This is a genomic window from Microbacterium sp. NPDC056052, from assembly GCF_042266785.1.
Taxonomy (GTDB): Bacteria; Actinomycetota; Actinomycetes; order Actinomycetales; family Microbacteriaceae; genus Microbacterium.
In genome coordinates, this window is record NZ_JBHJWV010000006.1 from 251,190 (window position 1) to 271,958 (window position 20,769).

A 20,769-nucleotide genomic window follows, 5' to 3' on the forward strand; every position below is an offset into this window, starting at 1 on the left:
CCCCCGAGAGGCCCCCATGCTCCTGTTCACCGCGAAGCGGCTGCTGTCCGGCATCGTGCTGCTCGTGGTCGTCTCCGTCGCGACCTTCTTCCTCGCGCATCTGGCGATCAAGGATCCGACCGCCGCGCTGCTCGGCACCACCGCGAGCCCCGCCCAGCAGGCGGCGCTGGCGACGAGGATCGGCATCGACCGTCCGCTGCTGGTCCAGTTCTGGGACTGGTTCTCGCACCTCGCCACGGGTGACTTCGGCACCTCCTGGCGCAACTTCCAGCCCGTCGGAGCCCAGCTCGCGATCAAGATCCCGGTCACGCTCTCGGTCGTGACCTTCGCGACCCTCCTCACCGCCGTCCTCGGCCTCACCTTCGGGATGATCGCCGGCCTGCGCCCTGGGACCTGGTTCGATCGCGCTCTCAAGGGCGTCTCGGTCGTGCTCTTCGCGCTGCCGGGCTTCTGGGTCAGCCTGGTGCTCGTCCTGTGGTTCGCCGTGCAGCTGAAGTGGTTCCCCGCGGTCGGCTACGTGCAGCCATCCCAGTCCGTCGACGGCTGGATCCGCTCGCTCACGCTTCCCGCGATCTCGCTCGCGCTCGGCGGCGTCGTGGCCGTGTCGGAGCAGCTGCGCAACGCCGTGATCGCGCAGAGCCGGCAGGACTGGGTGCGCACGCTCCGCAGCCGCGGCCTCTCCGCCACCCGGGTCAACCTGCACATCCTGCGCAACGCGTCGCCCGCGGCGCTCACCGTCATCGCGCTCATGTTCGTCGGGCTGCTCAGCGGCGCGATCGTGGTGGAGCAGATCTTCAGCCTCCCCGGTATCGGCATGCTGACCAACCAGTCCTCGCAGAACGGCGACATCCCGATGCTGCTCGGCATCACGGTGGTGTCGGTCGTCTTCGTCGTGATCATCAACCTCCTGCTCGATCTCGTGCTCGGCTGGATCAACCCGAAGGTGCGCGTCGCATGACCACCACCGACATCCGCGTCGCTTTCGACCGCGCGAAGCAGCGCCGCCGTTCTGGTCTGTTCCGCCGGTTCCTCCGCCACCCGGGCGGCTGGATCCCTCTCGCGGTCTTTGTCCTCATCGTGCTGGTGGGCGTGTTCGCGTCGCTGCTCGCGCCGATGGATCCGAACTTCGTCGACCTCGCGGCCGCGAAGGCCCCGCCTTCTGCCGCGCATCTGCTGGGAGCCGACTCGACCGGCCGTGACATCCTCAGCCGGCTCATCTTCGGCACTCGGATCACGATCTGGGGCGCGCTCATCACGATCGTCACCGCCGTCGTGATCGGCGTTCCGGCGGGTGTCGCCGCGGGCTACTTCCGCGGCCCGTTCGATCGCGTCGCGATGTGGGTGAGCGACGCGCTGCAGTCGATCCCCGGCATGATCATCCTGCTCGTGGTCGCCGCGGGCAGCCGCAACAACTTCGAGCTGCTCATGGTCACGGTCGGCGTGTTCATGGTCCCCGGCTACTTCCGCATCGCCCGGTCGCAGACGCTCACCGTGCGCGAGGAGCCCTACATCGACGCGGCCCGCGTGTCCGGCCTCTCCGATGCGCGGATCATCTCCCGGCACGTGGTGAAGGCCGTCTACCCGCCCGTCATCATCCAGACCGCGCTCACCGCGGGGATGGCGATGGGCATGCAGGCGGGCCTGCAGTTCCTCGGGATCGGCGACTCGAACGTGCCCAGCTGGGGCGCGATGATGCTCGAGGGCTTCCGCCTCATGCTCACGTATCCGCTCATGCTGCTGTGGCCCTCTGTCGCGCTCGGCCTCACGATCGCGGTGCTCGCGATCATGGGTTCGACGCTCGCCGAGCTCGCCCAGGTGCGCACTCCGCGGCTGCGTCGCCGGCGCGGTACCGCAGCCGACACGGCGACCGCGAGCGCCCCCGCGACCGGCACTGTGCGGCACACCGCGGAGGCATCTGCGCTGCGCGTCGAGAACCTGCGGGTGAGCCACGCGACCCCGAGCGGTGTCGTGGAGGTCGTGCACGGCGTGACGCTCGACGTCGCCGCGGGAGAAGTCGTCGGCATCGTCGGCGAATCCGGATCCGGCAAGTCGCAGACGGTCTTCTCGGTGCTCGACCTGCTGCCCTCGAGCGGCGCGAGCACCGCCGACGCCATCCGCATCGCGGGGCACGAGGTCGCACACGCCTCGCCGAAGCAACGCCAGGCGCTGCTCGGACGCGAGCTGGGCTACGTGCCGCAGGAGCCGATGAGCAACCTCGACCCGTCGTACACGATCGGCCACCAGCTCGTGGAGCCCCTGCGCCGCGTGCACGGCATGAGCGCGGCCGATGCGAAGGCCAGGGCCCGAGAGGTGCTGCTGCGCGTGGGGCTCTCGGATCCGGACCGCGTCATGCGCAGCTATCCGCATCAGGTCTCCGGCGGCATGGCCCAGCGCGTGCTCATCGCCGGTGCGATCTCCGGCCGTCCCTCCATCCTGGTGGCGGACGAGCCCACGACGGCGCTCGACGTCACCGTGCAGGCAGAAGTGCTCGAGCTGCTGCGCGAACTGCAGCAGGAGTACGGCATGGCGCTGCTCATCGTGACGCACAACTTCGGCGTCGTCGCCGACATCTGCGACCGCGTGATCGTCATGCGCGGCGGCGAGATCGTCGAACAGGGGGACGTGGATCCCCTGTTCGCGGAGCCTCAGCAGCCCTACACCCGCGAGCTCATCGCGGCCTCGCTCGACGAAGCTGCCGGGCGAGCGGAGCTCGACGCGGCGGGCGGCGCGACGCTCGGCGACGATGCCGCGGGCGCGACGAATGCGACGGAGGTGCGCGCATGACCGCGCTGCTCGAAGTACAGGATCTGGTCGTCGAGTACGGCCGCGGGCGCAAGGCGTTCCGGGCTCTGCGCGGCGTCTCGATCGACGTCGCGCCGGGGGAGTGCATGGGCCTGGTGGGCGAGTCCGGATCCGGCAAGTCCACGCTCGGCAAGGCGATCCTCGGCCTCGCGCCCGTGACCGGCGGCAGCATCCGCTTCGACGGGAAGGACATCACCGCGCTCGGCCGGTCCGGGCGCCGCGCGCTGGCCGACGACCTGCAGGTCGTGTTCCAGGATCCGTACGGATCCCTGAATCCGGCGATGACGATCGGCGACATCCTGTCCGAGCCGCTGCTCACGAGCGGGCTGGGCGATGCAGAGGCCCAGGCGCGCGTGCGCGAGATGCTCGACCGCGTGCGTCTTCCCGAGACCGCGATGGACCGCTACCCGAGCGAGTTCTCCGGCGGGCAGCGTCAGCGCATCGCCATCGCGCGGGCGCTCGTGCGCCGGCCGCGCCTGATCGTGTGCGACGAGCCGGTCAGTGCCCTCGACCTCACCACGCAGGCGACGATCCTCGACCTGTTCATCGAGCTGCAGCGCGACACGGGCGTCTCCTACCTCTTCGTCTCGCACGACCTGGGCGTCGTCCGCCGGGTGTGCCACCGCGTGGCCGTGATGTATCACGGCGAGATCGTCGAGACCGGCGCGGGGGAGCAGATCACCCGCGCACCTCGGCACCCGTACGCCGAGCGCCTGCGGCTGGCTTCGCCGGTCGCCGACCCCGTGAAGCAGAGGACGCGCCGTGCCGAATGGCTCGCGCTGCGCGAGGCCGCGGATGCCCCGGTACGGTAGCAGGCAGCGATTCCGCACGTCCGCGCCCGGGTGCGCGCCGTCGCCGGACGCCACGTCGGAAGGAACCCATGCCGAAGATCATCGATCACGATCAGCGTCGTCGGGAGATCGTCGAGGTCGCCAAGGGGATCATTCTCAAGGGCGGGTTCGAAGCGGCGACCATGCGCAGCATCGCCGCGGAGGCGGGCTTCGCGAACGGCGCCCTGAAGCACTACTTCCCGGGCAAGGAGAGCATCGTCGCGGCGACGTTCGAGACCGTCCTGCACGAACACGACGTCTGGCTGCAGAAGGCGATCTCCGCCGAGCTGACCCCCGACGAGATGCTCCGCCAGGTGCTGGTGGGCACGCTGCCGAGCGACAAGGAGGAGATCGCGAGCGGCCGGGTGCTCCTGGCGCTCTGGGAGTATGCGATGTCGAACGAGTCGCTCGCCGAGCTCTACCAGACCCATCTCGTGCGCTGGCGGGGCATGCTCGTCGATCGGATGGAGGCGGCCCGCGACGCGGGCTCGATCCGCGACCTCGACTACGGGGCCATGGCGAACGAGTTCATCTCCGTCGCCGTGGGCGCGACCGTGATCAACCTCATGTATCCGGGAGGCGACCGCATCCCCGACTACGAGGCCTACATCGACCAGTTCCTCGCGCGGCTGCGCTGACCGGATCGCGGGCGGCCTCCGTGCTTCATCGAGAGGAGGGCGCCCGATGACCGGCGCACCCGAGAACGCCCTGTCTGTCACCCGTGGCGAGGGGACCGGCCGGCCGGTCCTGTTCCTGCACGGTCTCGCCTCGCGTGCCCGCCTCGACTGGCCGGCCTCCGAGTGGGATCCGGTGCTCGGGGATCGTCCCGCGGTGCTCGTGGACCTGCCCGCGCACGGCGACAGCCCGGGGGCGGTCGTGCTCTCCACCTCGGCGGTCGTCGACCTGCTCGCAGGCGCCGTCGCCGCGGCCTGTGCGGGCGAGGAGATCGACGTCGTCGGCTATTCGCTGGGGGCGCGGCTGGCCTGGGCGCTCGCCGGCCATCCCGGGGTCGTGGTGCGGCGCGTCGTGCTCGGCGGGCTCAGCCCGATCGAGCCGTTCACGATGGTCGATCTGCCCGCCGCGCGCGCCGCGCTCGCCGGAGGGCCGGCCGCCGCGGATCCGCTCACGGGCATGATCCTGGGCATGGCGACGCTGCCGGGAAACCGTCCCGGGGAGCTGCTGGACCTGATCGAGGGGCTCGCGTCCGGGCCGTTCGACCCCGCGGTCGGTGCGCCGTCGCAGCCCGTGCTGCTGATCGGCGGGGTCGAGGATCCGATGGCGCAGGGCATCGACGTGCTCGCCGCCGCGCTGCAGGACTCGCGCGTCGTGCGCGTGCCCGGCGACCACCTGGCCGCGCTGCACGCGCCGGAGTTCCGCACCGCCGTCGTGGAGTTCCTCGCCGAGGGCTAGCACCCCTGTCCCGAGCTTGTCGGAGGGCACCTCCTGTCCGGTTCTTCCTACATTCGTAGACTTACCACTCACGAAAGGCAATACACATGACGACGACACCCGACGCCGCGCGCATCCTGGACATCGCGACGGGCTACATGGCCTCGAAGCAGCTGTTCGAAGCCAGTCGGATCGGCCTGTTCGCCGCGATCGCCGCGGGCGCCGACACGGTTCCCACGATCGCGGAGCGCACCGGCGTGAGCGAGCGCATCGCGCAGATCCTCGCCGACGCGATGGCGGGGAAGGGGCTGCTGACGCGTGCGGACGGACGCTATGCGCTCGAGCCGGACGCGGCCGCGTATCTCGCGGGGGAGTCCTCCGCCCTCGACCTGGCCCCGTTCCTCACGTTCCTCGGCGAGATCAGCTACCCGCACTGGCTGCAGTTCGGGCACACGGTCGATACGGCAGAGCCGGGGGACCTGCAGATGGATGACGCCCGCTGGGGCACCTTCATGGCCGGGGTCATGACCTACAACGCCCTGCACGCGCAGGAGTTCGGCCGTCTCGTCGACCTCTCCGCGGCGACGAACGCGCTGGACTTCGGCGGGCTGTCGGCGGGCTTCGCGCTGGAGGTGATGAAGCGCAACGCCGCTCTGCGCACCACGTTCCTGTATGCGCCCGGGTTCGAGGGCGGCGTGGCGGAGGCGATCGAGGAGGCGGGTGTGGCCGACCGCGCCGCGGTCGAGACCGGGGACACCGCGACCGCGCAGCCGCAGGGCGCCTACGATGCGGTGCTCGCGAACCACGTGATCCACCGCTTCTCGGCCGAGGAGAACGCGCAGATCTTCCGCAACCTCAGGGCCGCGGCGGTGCCCGGCGCCACCCTCACCGTGCTCGACTTCTTCCTCGACGACGACGCGCAGCAGCGCGGCATCGACGCGCTGCACGCGGGGGAGTACCTCGTGATCGACGGCACGGTCGTCTATCCCGAGGCGCAGGTGCGCGGCTGGCTGGCCGACGCGGGCTGGGAGGTGCGCGAGAAGATCGCTCTCCCCGCGAGCCCGCGGGTGCTCATCGCCACGGCGGTGTGAGAGCGGCGCGGCCTCGCCCGGCTCCTGTTCCGGGCGAGGCCGCGCGTCAGGATCCGGCTCTCGCGGACGGGGCCGGATCCAGGGCGGGCGACGAGCGGACGCGTCGCCCGCCTGTTTCGTGCGTGCGGGTGACGCGCTGAGTGCACGGGATGGCGTCGAGTGCACCGGTTCGTTGGGTACCGCATCGCGCCGAGTGCACGGAAAGCCGTCGAGTGCACGGCCTGTTCGCGTGAAGAACCCGTGCACTCGGCAGGATCCGGTGAGTTCGCGGGGTCTCGACCGAGCGCGAGGCAGGGTTCTGCCCGCTCACCCCCGCACGAACACCGTCCGGCCGTCGACGATCGTGCGCGCGATGCCGATGCCGGCGAAGGAGCGGCCGGGGCCGGCGGGATCCTCGTCCAGCACCGCGATGTCGGCGACCTTGCCGACCTCGAGCGAACCCTTCCAAGCCGCCGCGCCGTCCTGACGGGCCGGGTCGATGGTCACGCGCCGGAGCAGTTGCTCGCGGATGCCGGCGTCGTCGCGGCCCAGGAGAGCGAGCGAGGCGTCCAGCCCGATGCGCCAGTCCGGCGTCGCGATCGGAGCGTCGCTCGTGATCGTGGTGAGCACCCCGGAGGCGAGCATCTCGCTGAGCGGCCACGCGGCGGCGGTGCGCTCGGGGCCGAGCTGCACGCCCGCCCAGTGCCTGGTGTGCTCGGCGATGAGAGGCTGCACGGCGAAGCCCGCCCCGACAGCGCGCATCCGCTCGATCTGGGTGGGGCTCGCGAGGTCGGCGTGCACGACGTAGTGCGGTGCCGCGCCGGAGGACCCTGGATGCTCCTCGAGCACGCGCAGGAACTCCTCGATCGACCGGTCACCGGTCGCGTGCACCGCGATCTGCTCGCCGCGCTCGAGCGCGATCGCGATCATGCGCCGGTAGGCGTGCAAGGCACCGCCCGCGCTCTGCGGCAGCAGCTCGCCCATGGTGCCGTCGGGGTACGGCTCGCTCACCCACGAGGTCGTCATGGGAGGGATCCCGTCCGCGAAGATCTTCACACCGGTCACCGCGAGCCAGCGCGGATCCGTCGTAGGGACCGGGGTGCGGATGCCGCATGCGAAGTCCTCGAGCTTCGCGGATCCGTCCAGCGTGCCGAACAGGCGCAGCAGTGTCACCCGCGCCGTCTGCGCCTTCTCGCGGTGCAGCGCGAGGTAGGCGTCCATCATGGCGGTGCCGAAGCAGCCGGTCTCGCCGGCGTCCTCACCCGGCCCGATCCCCGGCTCGGTGTAGCTCGTGATGCCGAGTTCGGCGAGCAGGCGCCAGGCGTTCTGCAGGGCGGCACGGCGCTCCGCGGCGGTGTGCACGAGAGCGCCCGACGGCTGCGCGGACGGGGGTGTGGGGGAGAAGAACAGGTGCGGCCAGCGCGCGCCCAGCCAGGCCGCGTGCAGGTGCGCATCGTTCACGCCGGGGAGCACGGTGCGGCCGTCGAGGTCGATGGTCTCCGTCGCGTGCATCCGGAGCGCATCGGCGCCGAGGGCGACGATGCGACCGGAGCGGACGGCGAGGGCGTCGGTCGTCGCTCCCTCCGCGTCGAGGGTGCGGATCCGTCCGCCGCGTAGGAGGAGGTCGGCGTAGTCACCGGGTGGTTTCTGATTCATTATTCCACTAGTGTAGACGAATAGATCGGCGCTTCCGGGGATGCGGATTCCCCGGCATCGCGTGCCTCGATCCCCAGAGGCAGGCGCTCGCCTTGTGCGAGGCGCAAAGAAGGCCGATTCTTGCAACCCGGATCGGTCGGATGCGTCTGAGGGGGCCGCCTACCCTGGATAGGGGCGGATCCGCCCCACCCGATCCCGCGCCATCGATCCCCTGGCGCATGTGCTTGCAAGGACGCTGATGAACGACTTCGCCGCGCGCCGCGACGACTGGAAGGCCAGAGAAGAACTCGCCGAGCGGATGATCCCGCTGATCGGCGGGCTGAACCGCGATCGTGACGTGGTCACGTCCCTGCACGGGCATCGCCTGCTCGGCCTGTCCACCACCGAGATCCTCGAGGTGCATGAGCGCGTCGCCGGTCTCGGCCACGACGAGCTTCCGCTGGAGGACACCCTCGCCGTGCTCGAGGCGCTCCGCGAGCTCGCACCCTCCTCCGCCTCGCTCGACATCGGGCGTCTCGTGGAGCACGCGCAGGGCGGCGCCGCCGAGATGGTCGAACGGCTCCGTGCCGAGCTCGCCCCGGCGCTGGGCGAGACGGCCCCTGCCGAGCCCACCGACGTCGTGCTCTACGGCTTCGGCCGCATCGGGCGCCTGCTGGCCCGCATCCTCATCGCGCACACGGGCGGCGGCAGCGGCCTGCGGCTGCGTGCGATCGTGGTGCGCAAGGGCGCCGAGAACGACCTCGTCAAGCGCGCCTCCCTGCTGCTGCGCGACTCCGTGCACGGCCGCTTCGAGGGCTCCGTCGACGTCGACGAGGAGAACTCGCAGCTCATCGCCAACGGCACCCGGATCCAGGTCATCTACTCGGACGACCCCGGCACGATCGACTACGCCGCCTACGGCATCCGCGACGCGATCGTCGTCGACAACACCGGCCGCTGGCGCGATGAGGCGGGCCTCAGCCGCCACCTCGAGTCCACCGGCGTCGCCCGCGTGCTGCTCACCGCACCCGGCAAGGGCGACCTGAAGAACATCGTGCACGGGATCAACCACGGCACCATCGAGGACGCCGATCGGATCCTGTCCGCCGCATCCTGCACGACGAACGCGATTACCCCCGTGCTCAAGGCGGTCGACGAGGCCTACGGCATCGTCCGCGGCCACGTCGAGACGGTCCACTCCTTCACGAACGACCAGAACCTCATCGACAACTTCCACAAGGGCGACCGCCGCGGCCGCTCGGCGGTGCTGAACATGGTCATCACCGAGACCGGCGCCGCGAAGGCCGTCGCCAGGGCTCTGCCGGAGCTGGCCGGCAAGCTGACCGGATCCGCGATCCGCGTGCCCACGCCCGACGTGTCTCTCGCCGTGCTGCACCTGACTCTGGAGCGCCCAGCCGAGAAGGCCGAGATCAACGACTACCTGCGCCGTGTCTCGCTGCACTCCAAGCTGCGCCAGCAGATCGACTACGTGGAGTCGCCCGAGGTGGTCTCCACGGACTTCGTCGGCTCGCACAGGGCCGGGATCGTCGACGGCCTCGCGACCATCGCGAACGGCACCGACGTGATCCTGTACGTCTGGTACGACAACGAGTTCGGCTACTCGAGCCAGGTCATCCGCGTGCTCGAGGTCATGGCCGGCTCCCACCCGGTCGTCCTGCCGGTGCGCCGCGAGGTCACGCTGCAGGGCTGAGTTCTGGCCGCCGACGGCCGTCGGGCGGTGCGCTGTCGAGCGCTCGCCCTGGCGCCCTTCGCGTTTCCTGGGCCTCGTCTTGGAGCGGGTGTGGTGCAATCCTGAGGACAGGAGGCCCGCATGATCGACGCCCGGCCGCGGCTGCTCTATGTGGAGGACGACGCCGACATCGCCGAGATGACCCTCGAGGTGCTCGGCGAGACCTACGCCGTCGACCACGTGACCGACGGCGCGGTCGCGCTGCGCCGCGCGCTCGGCGAACGGTACGACGTGATGCTCGTGGATCGCCGGCTGCCCGGGCTGGACGGGGCGAGCCTGGTCGAAGCGATCCGCACCGCGCGGATCACGACGCCCGTGCTCATGCTGACCGCGCTCGGCGCGATCCCGGACCGGGTGGAGGGTCTGGATGCGGGCGCCAACGACTACCTCACGAAACCCTTCGACTTCGACGAGCTGCTCGCCCGGCTGCGCGCGCTGCGCCGGGGCTTCCAGGCCGAGGGCCGGCGCAGGGCGATCGGGGAGTGGACCTTCATCCCGGACTCCTGGGTGCTGCATGCGCCGACCGGGGCGAGGGTGTCCCTGACCGCGACCGAGGCGGCGTTCCTCGAGTTCCTGTCCGCGAGCCCCGAGCGCGTGTTCAGCCGTGAGGAGATCCTGCGCGGGGTGTTCTCCTCGGCGGACGGGGTCGGCACCGTCGACACCTACGTGCACTACATCCGGCGCAAGACCACTCCCGAGATGATCGACACCGTGCGCGGGCGCGGCTACCGTGCGGGGGATCCGGCATGAGCGGATCCGCGGACCGCGATCGGGTGCGGCGCATGGCGCGGCAGATCGGACTGTGGACCGGCGTCGCCTCGGCGGCCGTGATCGCCGCGGGCGTCGGCATCCTCATCGCCGTGATCCGGGCGACCTCGCGCCCGCAGGGCGGCGACAGGATCACGGCCGGCTCCAGGCCCGGTGGCTTCGTGCTGAACGACCCCGACCACATCGTGGTCGACGTGGACGGCGTGGTGCCCTGGGTCATCGTGCTGGGAGTGGTGGGCGTCGCGCTGCTCGGCCTCATCGCCTGGCTCACGGCGCGGCGCGCGGTCGCGCCGCTCGCGGTGGCGCTGCGGGCGCAGCGCGACTTCGTGGCCGACGCGAGCCATGAGCTGCGCACTCCGCTGACCGCCCTGTCCAGCCGCGTGCAGATCCTGCAGCGCCGCGTCGCCCGCGGAGAGGGCATCGACGATGCTCTCGAACGGCTGCGCGGCGACACGGCGGCCATGGACGACATCCTGACCGAGCTGCTGCTCGCGGCGCAGGCGGACCAGGGACCGGTCCTCGCCGCGGTGGCGGATGCCGCGGTCGCGGCGCAGGCCGCGGTCGAGCTGATCCGCCCGATCGCCGAGAATGCAGGGGTGGAGCTGCAGCCGGACGCCGGTCCCGGCCTCTCCGTCGCGGTGCCAGAGGTGACGCTGACTCGGCTGTGCACCGCCCTTCTCGACAACGCCGTGCAGCACGCACCCCGGGGTACGTCGGTCGCGATCGTGATCGGACCTGGCAGCGGAGCCTCCCGCGGTTCCGCAGAATTCAGGGTCGTCGATCAGGGCCCCGGCGTCCGCGCCGAGGACCGCGAGCGCATCTTCACGCGCTTCGCCCGCGGTCCCGAGACCGGGCGGCGGCGCGGCTTCGGACTCGGCCTCGCACTCGTGCGCGACGTGGCCACGCGGTACGGCGGATCGGTCGCCATCGAGAGCACGTCCGAGGCCGGCACCACGTTCCTGCTGCGCCTGCCCCTCGCGCCGCCCCGGGGTCGTTGAGCGAGGACGGCGCGGGGCGACGACCGAAACGCCTGCGGATGACCCGATTCGTCGCGCTCGCTCTCAGCGCAGGATGAACTCCGCCGCCTCGGCGACCTCCACGCCGTGCGCCCAGCGCCGGATCCGGCCATCCGGCGCGATCAGCATCCCCGAGCAGTCGGGCGCGGCGCGCAGCCAGGTGAGGTCGTCGAAGCCGGCGACCACGGCGATCGTCGCCCAGGCGTCCGCGTCGCTCAGGCGCTCGGCGATCACGGTCGCGGTCGGGGCGTCGACCACCGCGCGTCCCGTGCGCGGGTCGACGATGTGCGCGCCCCGCTCGGCCGGGCCCGAGGTCGCGGCGGCGCCGTCGCGCAGCGGCACCTGGGCCCGCAAGGCACCGGGGCGGAGCGGGTCCGCGATCCCGATGTTCCACGTCCAGTCCGCTCCCGGCGCGGTGAGCAGCTGCATGTCGCCACCCGTGGAGAGCCCGGCGGCGATCACGCCGTCCTCGACGAGCAGGGGTTCGAGGTGGCGGGCGGTCGCGCGTTCGACGGCCCAGCCCTTGACGTAGCCGGTGGGATCGAACCAGCCGTGCCGGTTCGCATCGAACCGCCGGTCGCTGGCCGACGCGAGTCGCGCGCACGCCTCGCGGACCTCGAGGATCCGCGGGTCCGCATCCTCGGGGTGCAGCGCGCCGTCGCGCAGCCGCGAGATCTGCGAGTCCGCGCGGAACGGGGAGAACAGCGCATCCAGCTCGTGCAGCTCGTCGAGCGCGGCACTCTGCGCGGCCGCGATCCGCGTGCCGACGGCAGGGGTGGTGGAGGCGGTCGCGGTGAGCACGTGCACGCTCGCCACCGTTCCCATGAGCACGGCGGTGCGGACGTGGCGGTGGGGCGCGGCCGTGGATCGCGCGGCGGATGCGGAGGCGGAGGGCACGGCGGCGCTCATGCCTTCGCCTGGTCGATCGCGCTCTGCAGCGACTGGGTGTACCCATCCGAGGTGAAGGTGGCGCCCGAGACCATGTCGATCTGCGCGGACTGGGCGCTCTTCGTCTCCGAGACCAGGATCGGGAGGGCCTGCGCGTTGATCTCCTCGTCACGACGCTCGGTGTTCGGATACTGCGGCACGGAGACGTCGGTGATCTGCCCGCCCGACACGGTGATCACGACCTGCACGGCGCCGTAGCGCGTGTCGACGGCCTGGCCCGTGAAGGATCCGTCCTTGAGGCCGGAGGAGGTCGTGGTCGAGTCGGTGGAACCCGAGGAGGTGCCGGATCCCGCTCCGGTGCCGGACGTCGAGGAGGACGGGCCCGTGGCGGAGGAGGTGCCGCCCGAACTCGACCCGGTCGAGGAGCCGGTCGCGCTCTTCGTCGTGCCGGCGGTCCCGGTGGCCCCCGTGGTCCCCGCGGCGCCGCTCGCGGCCGGCGTGACGACCTCGAGCGAGGTGCGGTAGCTGAACAGCAGGACCAGCCCTGTCACGGTGGCGAGGATGGCGTAGACGATCTTCTTCATGGTTCTCTCGCTCTCGGTTCCGGCACCCGCCGCTCAGACGGCGAAGGCCTCGCTGTGGATGCGTTCGACGGGGACACCCGCGGTGCGCAGATCCCGGCGGATGCTCTGCATCCAGGAGGTCGGCCCGCACAGGTAGACGTCGTACAGGGACAGGTCTCCGGCGATGCGCTGCAGCAGCTGAGCGCCGTCCCACTCGGCGTGGGTCGCGGGCACCCAGGTCGTGCCCGCATCGGCGCGGCGGCCGTGCAGCGTGTAGTGCACGAGCCCGCGCGACACCGCGAGCCGGTCGATCGCCGCGCGGCGCAGTCCGTGCACGGCGGAGTGGTCGCGCGTCACGAGGATCGCCTCGCCCGGCGCGTACGGCTCGGACTCGAGCAGCGCGACGAGCGGTGCGACGCCTGCTCCCGCGCCGAGCATGAGCAGGCGGGATCCGCTGCGGCGCTCGCCGGTCATGTGCCCGTACGGACCCTCGACCATGACCCTCGTCCCGGGTCGCAGTTCGGCCAGGCGGTCGGTGCCGTCCCCGACGCGGCGGGCCGAGATGACGAGCTCGTTCCCCGCCGGGTCTGCGGCGAGCGAGAACGGGTGCCCGCGCGTCCAACCAGGACCGTCCAGGAAGCGCCAGATGAAGAACTGCCCGGCCCTGGCGCCGAGGCGGTGGACCTGCCGGCCGGCGACGCGGACCGATACACCATCCTGTCCGTCGGGGGCGACCGCGACCACCCGCAGTCCGTAGCGAGCGCTGCGGATCAACGGCACGGCGGCGCGGAACCACAGCACGCAGGCGGCGGTGACGGCCCACAGCCCCCACCAGTAGAACGTCGCGCCGGCCGAGGCCGTGAAGTCCGCGCCGGTCCACAGCATGTGCGGGATCGCGAGGCCCACGCCGAGGTAGCCGTACAGGTGCAGGAGATGCCAGGACTCGTACCGCAACCGGCGGCGTGCACGGCGGATCGAGGTCACCACGACGAGGATCAGCAGGACGGTCCCCGCGGTCGCCAGGAGCATGCCAGGGTAGTCCCAGACGAAGTCCCACGCCTGCACGAGCACGTTCGTGTGCGCCGTGATCGCGTAGCCGATCGTGATGAGCGCGAGGTGCGCGAGGAGCAGCCAGAACGACCAGAAGCCCACGAGGCGGTGCAGTCGCGTGATGCCGTCGCGGCCGAAACCGCGCTCGAACACCGGCACCCTGGCCATGAGCAGCACCTGGTACAGCAGCAGATTCGCCGAGACCAGACCGGTCAGGCGACCGAGCGTCGTGACCGAGTCGCCGTCGAAGGCGAGCAAGGACTGGACCCCGGCGCCGCTCACCCAGAGCGCGAGCACGAACAGGCTCGTCGCCCAGATCAGCGTCACCGCGGCCAGGCGCCAGAGCGCCGGTCGCAGCCGGCGTCGCGGGGTCGCGACGAGGGGCCCTGTGGGAGCGAGGGGCGTGAGCGTTGCCATGGCACCATCGTCGGCGGCGGTCTGACAGAGAGGCCCAAGAATCGAGCCTCTTGAGGATCGTCATAGGGAACTCATCGAATCCGACAGGTTCGAACCGCGCCCCCTTACACGTCCGCAGCCCGGCGCGATGTCCGGAGCCCACGGCATGATGGACCCATGACGGCACTCCTGAGCGAACGGCTCCGCTCGCACCGGCTCACCGCCCCCGCTCGCACGCCCGTCGCCGCCGCCCGGCACATGCTCGCCGTGCAGGGTCAGGAGTTCGTCGCCGGACGCTGGGCGCTCGGCATCCGCTCGTCCGGTGCTCCGACGCTCGCCGGGGTCGATGCGGCGTTCGACCGCGGAGAGCTCGTGCGCACGCACACGATGCGCGGCACGCTGCACGTGATCCCCGCGGAGGACGTGCGCTGGGTGCTGTCGGTGACGGGCGATCGGCAGCTCCGGCAGGACGCGACGCGTCAGCGCCAGCTCGGCATCGACGACGCCCTCGTCGCGCGGGTCGAGTCGGCGTTCCGCGAGCGCCTCGCCGACGGAGGGCGCACGAGGGCCCAGCTCTTCGACGATCTCGCCGAGATCGGCGTCGATCCGGCCGGCCAGCGCGGGGTGCACCTCATCTACGCGCTCAACGTGCGAGGCATCCTCGTGCAGGGGCCGGTCGTGCACCGGGACGACGCGGTCTCGCGCGAGCAGCTGTTCCTGCTCGCCGAGGAGTGGCTCCCCGAGACCGCGCCGCCGGACGATCCGCTCGCCGAACTGTTCGTCCGGTACGTCGACGGCCACGGGCCCGTCACGGTCGACGACTTCGCCTGGTGGACGGGCCTTCCGATCACCGTGGCGCGCGACGCGGTCGAGCGGGGGCGGGCGAGGGTGACGGAGAAGGCGGAGGGCGTGTTCATCGGTGCGGTCCGCCCGCGCCGTGCGGCTGGAGCGGACGATGCGGCGACCCTCGCGCTGCCCATGTTCGACGAGTACTACATCTCCTACGCCGACCGCTCGGCGGTGGCCACGGCGGAGAGCATGGCGCTGATCGGCCCCGGCAAGAACGGCATGGTGCGCGCGAGCCTGCTCTCGGGGGGCCGCATCGCCGGCGCCTGGACGCACTCGGCCGCGGTCGGCAGGCACCGCGACGAGCCGATCCCCGAGCTCTTCCGAGGAGAGCCCACTCCGGATCCCGCTGCCGTGACCTCGGCCCTGCGCCGCTACGCCGACTTCGTGTCGGCGCACTGACGGTCGCTCGCCGCCGCGCGGAGGCCCGGGTCAGAACTCGGCGGAGAACGCGCCGTCGGACTTGAGCAGCTGACCGGACACCCAGCGTCCTTCAGAGGAGATCAGGAAGTCCACCAGGGCTGCGACGTCGGCCGGGCGACCGAGGCGCCCCTGCGGCGTCAGCCCGGCGAGGTGCTCGCGGATCCCCTCGTCCATCCAGCCGGTGTCGATCGGTCCCGGGTTCAGGACATTCGCGGAGATCCCTTGCGGCCCGAGCTCGCGAGCCGCGGAGATCACGATGCGGTCGAGCGCGCCCTTGGACGCCCCGTAGGGAAGATTCCCGGTCACGTGGTCGCTCGTGAGGGCGACGATCGCGCCGCCCTCGGGCCCGGCCTGCCGGGCGAACGCCGCGATCAGCAGAAGCGAGGCACGGGCGTTGATCGCCACGTGGCGATCGAAGCTCTCGGCGGTCGTGTCCAGGATCCCCGACTCGACGTCGTGGGCGTGGCTCAGCACGAGTGCCGAGATCGTTCCGTGCTGTTGCGCCACCGCGGCGACGAGGGCCTCTGGTCCGTCCGCGGTCGACAGATCCGCCGGAAAGTCCGCATCGCTCAGATCGCTCGTGACGACCGTCCAGCCGCTGTTCCGAAGGCGTGGCACGATCCCCGCCGCAATGCTGTCGGCGCGCGCAGCGCCGGTGACGAGAGCGAGGGGCATGCTGCCACGCTACTGGGCCGCGTGCCGGTCCAGGAAGGAGTACACCTCGTTGTCGTCGACGCCGGGGAACGCGCCGCGGGGGAGCGGCGAGAACATGTGCGTGTGCACCCGGGCGCTCGGCCAGGCCTTGCTGCTCCAGCGCTCGGCGATGCCGGCCGGAGGCCGGCGGCAGCAGGCCTCGTCGGGGCAGGTCGACTGCGCACGGTCGGTCGTCTCCCGGCCGCGCCACCAGCGGGCGTCGTCGAACGGCACGCCGACCGTGATGGAGAAGCCGCCGCCATCGGTGGATCCGGTCTGCGTCGAGCACCAGAAGGTGCCGGAGGGCGTGTCCGTGTACTGGTAGTGCTCGGTGGTGCGGTTGCGCTGGCTGAAGGCGGCGCGCGCGGAGAACTTGCGGCACACCGTGAGGCCCTCGACGGATCCCGTGACGTCCATCGGCAGGGGCAGGTCGTCGTTCTCGTACACGCGGGTGAGCGCGCCGGATTCGTCCACGCGCAGGAAGTGCAGTCGCATGTCGAGGTGCGTCGTCATGAGGTTGGTCATCCGCATGCCGGCGGCCTCGTGCGTCACGCCGAACGCGTCGCGGAAGTCCTCGACCGCGAGGTTGCGATCCTTCTTCGCCTGCTGCAGGAAGGCGACGCCCGCGGTCTCGGGGATGAGGCAGCACGCCGCGAAGTAGTTGATCTCGAGCCGCTGCTGCAGGAAGTCGGCGTAGTCGGTGGGCGGGGTGTGCCCGAGCAACCGGTGCGCCATCGCCTGCAGCGCCATCGAGCGCAGGCCGTGTCCGCCAGGGATCGACGCCGGCGGCAGGTAGATCCGGCCGTGCTCCAGGTCCGTGACCGAGCGCGTGGAGTGCGGCAGGTCGTCGACGTAGAGCAGCTCGAAGCCGAGCTGCTCGGCCATGATGCTCACGGTGCGGTGGGTGAGGGCGCCCGAGGAGTGCCCCGCCGCCTTGAGCTGCTTCTCCGCAAGCGCCTCGATGTCGGGCAGGTGGTTGTCGAGCGCGCGCATCTTGAGGCGCAGCTCGGTGTTGGCGCGTCGTGCCTCCTCCGGCGTGGCGATCGCCTCGCGCTCGCGGCGGTGCAGTTCCCGGTGCAGACCCAGGATCGACTCGATCGTCTCGTCCGGCATGCCCTTGTTCACGCGCACGGGCGCGATGCCGAGCTGGCGGAACACCGAGCTGGACTGCGCGCGGTCGAGCTCGATCTCCAGCGCCGCGCGCCGGTTCGGCGGCTCGCCGGAGATGAGGTCGCTCACCTCGGTGCCGGTGGCGTTCGCGATGGCCTGCAGCAGGGAGAGCTTCGGCTCGCGCTTGCCGTTCTCGATGAGGCTGAGCTGGGATCCTGCGACGCCGACGGCGGCGCCCAGCTCGTCCAGCGTCATGCCGCTGCGCGTGCGGTGGTGCCGGATGCGATGTCCGAGGGTCGTGAGCTCGAGTCCTGAAGCCATGCTTTTGATCCTAGCGAAAGAATTCAGGTTCTTGAAGCCGGGATCGACCCGAAGAGTGCCGATTACTCGCCCAGAATGGTCACAACGCCCCAGGATTTAAGGAGCAGGCCATGGCTATCGCCGAGACGTCCACCCCGCGGACCACCCACCTCGCACCCGTGCGCGAGTACGGTGCGGCTCCCGAGTACGACACGCCGGCCTTCGCCGCGCTCAGTGCCTGGGTCGAGGAGATCCGCGCCCTGACCCAGCCCGACCGCGTGCACTGGATCGATGGATCCGCCGCGGAGAACGACGCCCTGCTGCACGAGCTCGTCGACGAGGGCAAGCTCATCAAGCTCAACCCGGAGTGGCGCCCGGGCTCCTACCTGGCCCGTTCGCACCCCAGCGACGTCGCTCGCACCGAGGCGCGCACCTTCATCGCCTCCGAGAAGGAGATCGACGCCGGACCCACCAACAACTGGGCGGATCCGAGCGCGATGCACGCGAAGATGAACGAGATCTTCGAGGGCTCGATGCGCGGGCGCACCATGTACGTCGTGCCGTTCTCGATGGGCCCGGTCGGCGGTCCGATCTCCCAGATCGGCGTACAGGTCACCGACAGCGCCTACGCGGTCGCCTCGATCGGCATCATGACCCGCGTCGGCGCGGCCGTCGTCCGTGAGATCGCGAAGGGCGCTCCCTGGGTGCGCACCGTGCACTCCGTCGGGGCTCCGCTCGCCGACGGCGAGGCGGACACCACCTGGCCGTGCAACGACGAGAAGTGGATCGTGCACTTCCCGGACACGCTCGAGGTCTACTCCTTCGGCTCCGGCTACGGCGGCAACGCGATTCTCGCGAAGAAGTGCTTCGCGCTGCGGATCGCCTCGGTCCTCGCCCGTGACGAGGGCTGGATGGCCGAGCACATGCTGCTCATCCGCGTCGTCTCGCCCCAGGGCAAGGCCTACCACGTGGCTGCCGCGTTCCCGTCGGCCTGCGGCAAGACCAACCTCGCGATGCTGCGCCCCACGATCCCCGGCTGGAAGGTCGAGACGCTCGGCGACGACATCACCTGGATCCGCCCCGGGGCGGACGGACGCATGCGCGCGATCAACCCCGAGGCGGGATTCTTCGGCGTCGCGCCGGGCACCGGCGAGTCGACCAACGTCACCGCGGTCGAGACCCTCTGGGGCAACACGATCTTCACGAACGTGGCGCTGCGCCCCGACGGCGACGTGTGGTGGGAGGGCCTGACAGAGGAGGCCCCCGCGAACCTCATCGACTGGGAGGGCAACGCGTGGACCCCGGACTCCGGTCGTCCCGCCGCCCACCCGAACTCGCGCTTCACGGTCTCGGCGGCGCAGTGCCCGCAGATCGCGGAGGACTGGGAGGACCCCGAGGGCGTGCCCCTCGACGTGATCCTCTTCGGCGGCCGTCGTGCCACCAACGTCCCGCTCGTCGTCGAGGCGACGGACTGGAGCCACGGAGTGTTCCTCGGTGCGACCATCTCGTCCGAGCGCACGGCCGCGGCCGAGGGCACGGTCGGCGAGCTGCGTCGCGATCCGTTCGCGATGCTGCCGTTCTGCGGATACAACATGGGCGACTACTTCGCGCACTGGCTGAAGATGGGCCGCACCGTCCGGTTCGACAAGGCGCCGCGTATCTTCCAGGTGAACTGGTTCCGCCGCGGTTCCGACGGCCGGTTCCTGTGGCCGGGCTTCGGCGACAACGCCCGCGTGATCGACTGGATCATCCGTCGCATCGAGGGCGAGGTCGGTGCGGTCGACAGCCCGATCGGGCGCCTGCCCAAGATCGAGGACCTGAACCTCGAGGGCGCGGATGTGACCGACGAGGATCTCGCCGAGCTGTTCAGCGTGGACACCGCGTCGTGGTCCCGTGAGGCCGACTCGACCGAGGCGTTCTTCGCGACGTTCGGCGACCGCCTCCCGGCCGCCCTCACCACCGAGCTCGCCTCGCTGCGCTACCGCCTGGCGAGCGCATAGACGTGATCCGGGCGCTCGCAGGAGCACCCGGATCCACCAGGACCCGCGGCGGCGGGATGTCAGGGGCGAAAAGGCTGAGTGGTCCCCGGCATCCTGTCGCCGCGGCTTTGCGTGGGCGGCGACCTCCTGCTCCGGCGACCTAGGGTGGAACGCATGCTGCTTCCGCCCAAGGCCCGCCCCGGCGACTGCGTCGCCGTGCTCTCGCCGGCCTTCGCCGCCCCCGCGGTCTCGGCCGCGATCCACGAACAGGCGATGCGCCGGCTGGCCGAGATCACCGGACTCGTGCCCGTGGAGTACCCGACGACGCGCCGGCTCGGCGCGAGCCCCGAGGCGCGGGCGGCCGATCTGAACGCGGCATTCGCCGATCCGTCGATCCGGGCGATCCTCGCGACCATCGGCGGCGACGACCAGATCCTGGTCACCCCGCATCTGGACCTGGAGCTCGCACAGGCGGATCCGAAGCCGTTCCTCGGCTACAGCGACAACACGAACATCCTGAACTGGCTGTGGCGCCACGGCATCGCGGGCTTCTACGGCGGATCCACGCAGGTGCACCTGGGCGCTGGTCCGGCCGTCGATGACGTCCACGCGCGATCGCTCAGGGCGGCGCTGCTCGACGGCGGGCTGCTCGAGATCACCGAGCCGGGGGAGTCCGAGGACTTCGGGCGGCGCTGGGAGCATCCGGCCGCGCTTCACGAGTACGGGGACCGTGAGTCCACTGAGCCGTGGAGCTGGGCCGGGCCCGCGGAGACGGTCTCGGCGCCGACCTGGGGCGGCTGCATCGAGGTGCTCGCCCAGCTCGCGCTCGCCGACCGCTTCCCGCGTCCGGAGCAGCTCGACGGTGCGATCCTGCTGCTGGAGACCAGCGAGAGGTTGACGCCCGCCCAGGCCGTCGCCGAACAGCTGCGCGCCTATGGGGAGCGGGGACTCCTCGCTCGGGTGGCGGGGGTCGTCGTCGCCCGGCCTCCGGTGAGCACGCGCGAGTTCGTGCCTGCCGCACCGCAGCGCGCGGCGGCGCGGGCCGCGCAGCGGGACGCCGTGCTCGCGGCCTTCGCGCGCTACAACCCCGATGCGGTGGTCTGCATCGGGGTGCCGTTCGGGCATACCAGGCCGCAGTGGATCCTGCCGTACGGCGGCGTACTGACGCTCGACGGCGCCGCTCGGCGCGTTCTCGCGGACTTCTCCTCGCGGGGGCACGCGTCTTAGCGGGCGCACCCCGTGCGCGTGTCGGGGGCGAGGG

18 protein-coding genes are annotated in these 20,769 nt (G+C 71.3%); 12 read left to right on the forward strand and 6 right to left on the reverse strand.

Annotated elements, in window-relative coordinates; all coding sequences use genetic code 11:
- The first annotated feature begins 16 nt into the window (after positions 1–16).
- The 6 genes from ACFC1J_RS13445 to ACFC1J_RS13470 all read left to right on the forward strand — a co-directional run bounded on the left by ACFC1J_RS13445 (position 17) and on the right by ACFC1J_RS13470 (position 6,112).
- Entirely contained in the window at positions 17–958 is a 942-nt protein-coding gene (locus tag ACFC1J_RS13445) for an ABC transporter permease (protein WP_375906824.1), read from the forward strand.
- Entirely contained in the window at positions 955–2,784 is a 1,830-nt protein-coding gene (locus ACFC1J_RS13450) for a dipeptide/oligopeptide/nickel ABC transporter permease/ATP-binding protein (RefSeq protein ID WP_375906827.1), read from the forward strand. Before ACFC1J_RS13445 ends, ACFC1J_RS13450 begins: the two co-directional genes overlap by 4 nt.
- Positions 2,781–3,614, forward strand: a complete 834-nt coding sequence (locus tag ACFC1J_RS13455) for an ATP-binding cassette domain-containing protein (protein WP_375906830.1) — start codon at positions 2,781–2,783, stop codon at positions 3,612–3,614. Before ACFC1J_RS13450 ends, ACFC1J_RS13455 begins: the two co-directional genes overlap by 4 nt.
- 68 nt (positions 3,615–3,682) lie before the next feature.
- Positions 3,683–4,270, forward strand: a complete 588-nt coding sequence (locus ACFC1J_RS13460; protein ID WP_375906833.1) for a TetR/AcrR family transcriptional regulator — start codon at positions 3,683–3,685, stop codon at positions 4,268–4,270.
- A gap of 46 nt (positions 4,271–4,316) precedes the next feature.
- Positions 4,317–5,042, forward strand: a complete 726-nt coding sequence (locus ACFC1J_RS13465; protein ID WP_375906836.1) for an alpha/beta fold hydrolase — start codon at positions 4,317–4,319, stop codon at positions 5,040–5,042.
- Between the two features lie 86 nt (positions 5,043–5,128).
- Positions 5,129–6,112: a methyltransferase dimerization domain-containing protein gene (locus ACFC1J_RS13470; protein WP_375906839.1), complete on the forward strand. Its 984-nt coding sequence runs from the start codon at positions 5,129–5,131 to the stop codon at positions 6,110–6,112.
- 306 nt (positions 6,113–6,418) lie between these two features.
- On the opposite strand, the gene ACFC1J_RS13475 is transcribed toward ACFC1J_RS13470, so the two are convergent.
- Positions 6,419–7,747, reverse strand: coding sequence for an amidohydrolase (locus ACFC1J_RS13475; RefSeq protein WP_375906842.1), 1,329 nt, complete (start codon positions 7,745–7,747; stop codon positions 6,419–6,421).
- Positions 7,748–7,985: 238 nt separating this feature from the next.
- Here ACFC1J_RS13475 and ACFC1J_RS13480 point away from each other — a divergent pair, with 238 nt between their 5' ends.
- From ACFC1J_RS13480 to ACFC1J_RS13490, 3 genes are all read left to right on the forward strand, one after another.
- A complete protein-coding gene (locus ACFC1J_RS13480; protein ID WP_375906845.1) occupies positions 7,986–9,437 on the forward strand; it encodes a glyceraldehyde-3-phosphate dehydrogenase in 1,452 nt (483 codons plus the stop codon).
- A 120-nt stretch (positions 9,438–9,557) separates the two neighbouring features.
- Entirely contained in the window at positions 9,558–10,226 is a 669-nt protein-coding gene (locus tag ACFC1J_RS13485; RefSeq protein WP_375906848.1) for a response regulator transcription factor, read from the forward strand.
- Positions 10,223–11,242: a sensor histidine kinase gene (locus tag ACFC1J_RS13490; protein WP_375906851.1), complete on the forward strand. Its 1,020-nt coding sequence runs from the start codon at positions 10,223–10,225 to the stop codon at positions 11,240–11,242. The genes ACFC1J_RS13485 and ACFC1J_RS13490 overlap by 4 nt, the downstream gene beginning before the upstream one ends.
- Positions 11,243–11,305: 63 nt before the next feature.
- Here the strand turns inward: ACFC1J_RS13490 and ACFC1J_RS13495 are convergent, their stop codons facing one another.
- The 3 genes from ACFC1J_RS13495 to ACFC1J_RS13505 are packed head-to-tail and all read right to left on the reverse strand — an operon-like array spanning position 11,306 to position 14,178.
- Positions 11,306–12,169, reverse strand: coding sequence for an FAD:protein FMN transferase (locus ACFC1J_RS13495; protein ID WP_375906854.1), 864 nt, complete (start codon positions 12,167–12,169; stop codon positions 11,306–11,308).
- Complete coding sequence (locus tag ACFC1J_RS13500) at positions 12,166–12,732, reverse strand: FMN-binding protein (protein ID WP_375906857.1); 567 nt, start codon at positions 12,730–12,732, stop codon at positions 12,166–12,168. The genes ACFC1J_RS13495 and ACFC1J_RS13500 overlap by 4 nt, the downstream gene beginning before the upstream one ends.
- A 33-nt stretch (positions 12,733–12,765) precedes the next feature.
- Positions 12,766–14,178 (reverse strand): ferric reductase-like transmembrane domain-containing protein, encoded by a 1,413-nt coding sequence (locus ACFC1J_RS13505; RefSeq protein ID WP_375906860.1) that lies wholly within the window; start codon positions 14,176–14,178, stop codon positions 12,766–12,768.
- Between the two features lie 156 nt (positions 14,179–14,334).
- On the opposite strand from ACFC1J_RS13505, the gene ACFC1J_RS13510 reads away from it, so the two are divergent.
- The gene (locus ACFC1J_RS13510; protein WP_375906863.1) at positions 14,335–15,405 is read left to right on the forward strand and encodes a winged helix DNA-binding domain-containing protein; all 1,071 of its coding nucleotides are present in this window, start codon (positions 14,335–14,337) and stop codon (positions 15,403–15,405) included.
- 30 nt (positions 15,406–15,435) lie between these two features.
- Here ACFC1J_RS13510 and ACFC1J_RS13515 read toward each other — a convergent pair whose 3' ends face one another.
- Both ACFC1J_RS13515 and ACFC1J_RS13520 read right to left on the reverse strand, forming a co-directional pair.
- Positions 15,436–16,101, reverse strand: a complete 666-nt coding sequence (locus ACFC1J_RS13515) for an SDR family oxidoreductase (protein ID WP_375906866.1) — start codon at positions 16,099–16,101, stop codon at positions 15,436–15,438.
- Positions 16,102–16,110: 9 nt separating this feature from the next.
- Positions 16,111–17,550 (reverse strand): helix-turn-helix domain-containing protein, encoded by a 1,440-nt coding sequence (locus ACFC1J_RS13520; protein ID WP_375906869.1) that lies wholly within the window; start codon positions 17,548–17,550, stop codon positions 16,111–16,113.
- A gap of 110 nt (positions 17,551–17,660) precedes the next feature.
- Here ACFC1J_RS13520 and ACFC1J_RS13525 point away from each other — a divergent pair, with 110 nt between their 5' ends.
- Entirely contained in the window at positions 17,661–19,529 is a 1,869-nt protein-coding gene (locus ACFC1J_RS13525) for a phosphoenolpyruvate carboxykinase (GTP) (RefSeq protein ID WP_375906871.1), read from the forward strand.
- A 153-nt stretch (positions 19,530–19,682) separates the two neighbouring features.
- Positions 19,683–20,735: a S66 peptidase family protein gene (locus ACFC1J_RS13530; RefSeq protein ID WP_375906874.1), complete on the forward strand. Its 1,053-nt coding sequence runs from the start codon at positions 19,683–19,685 to the stop codon at positions 20,733–20,735.
- The last annotated feature ends 34 nt before the right edge of the window (positions 20,736–20,769 follow it).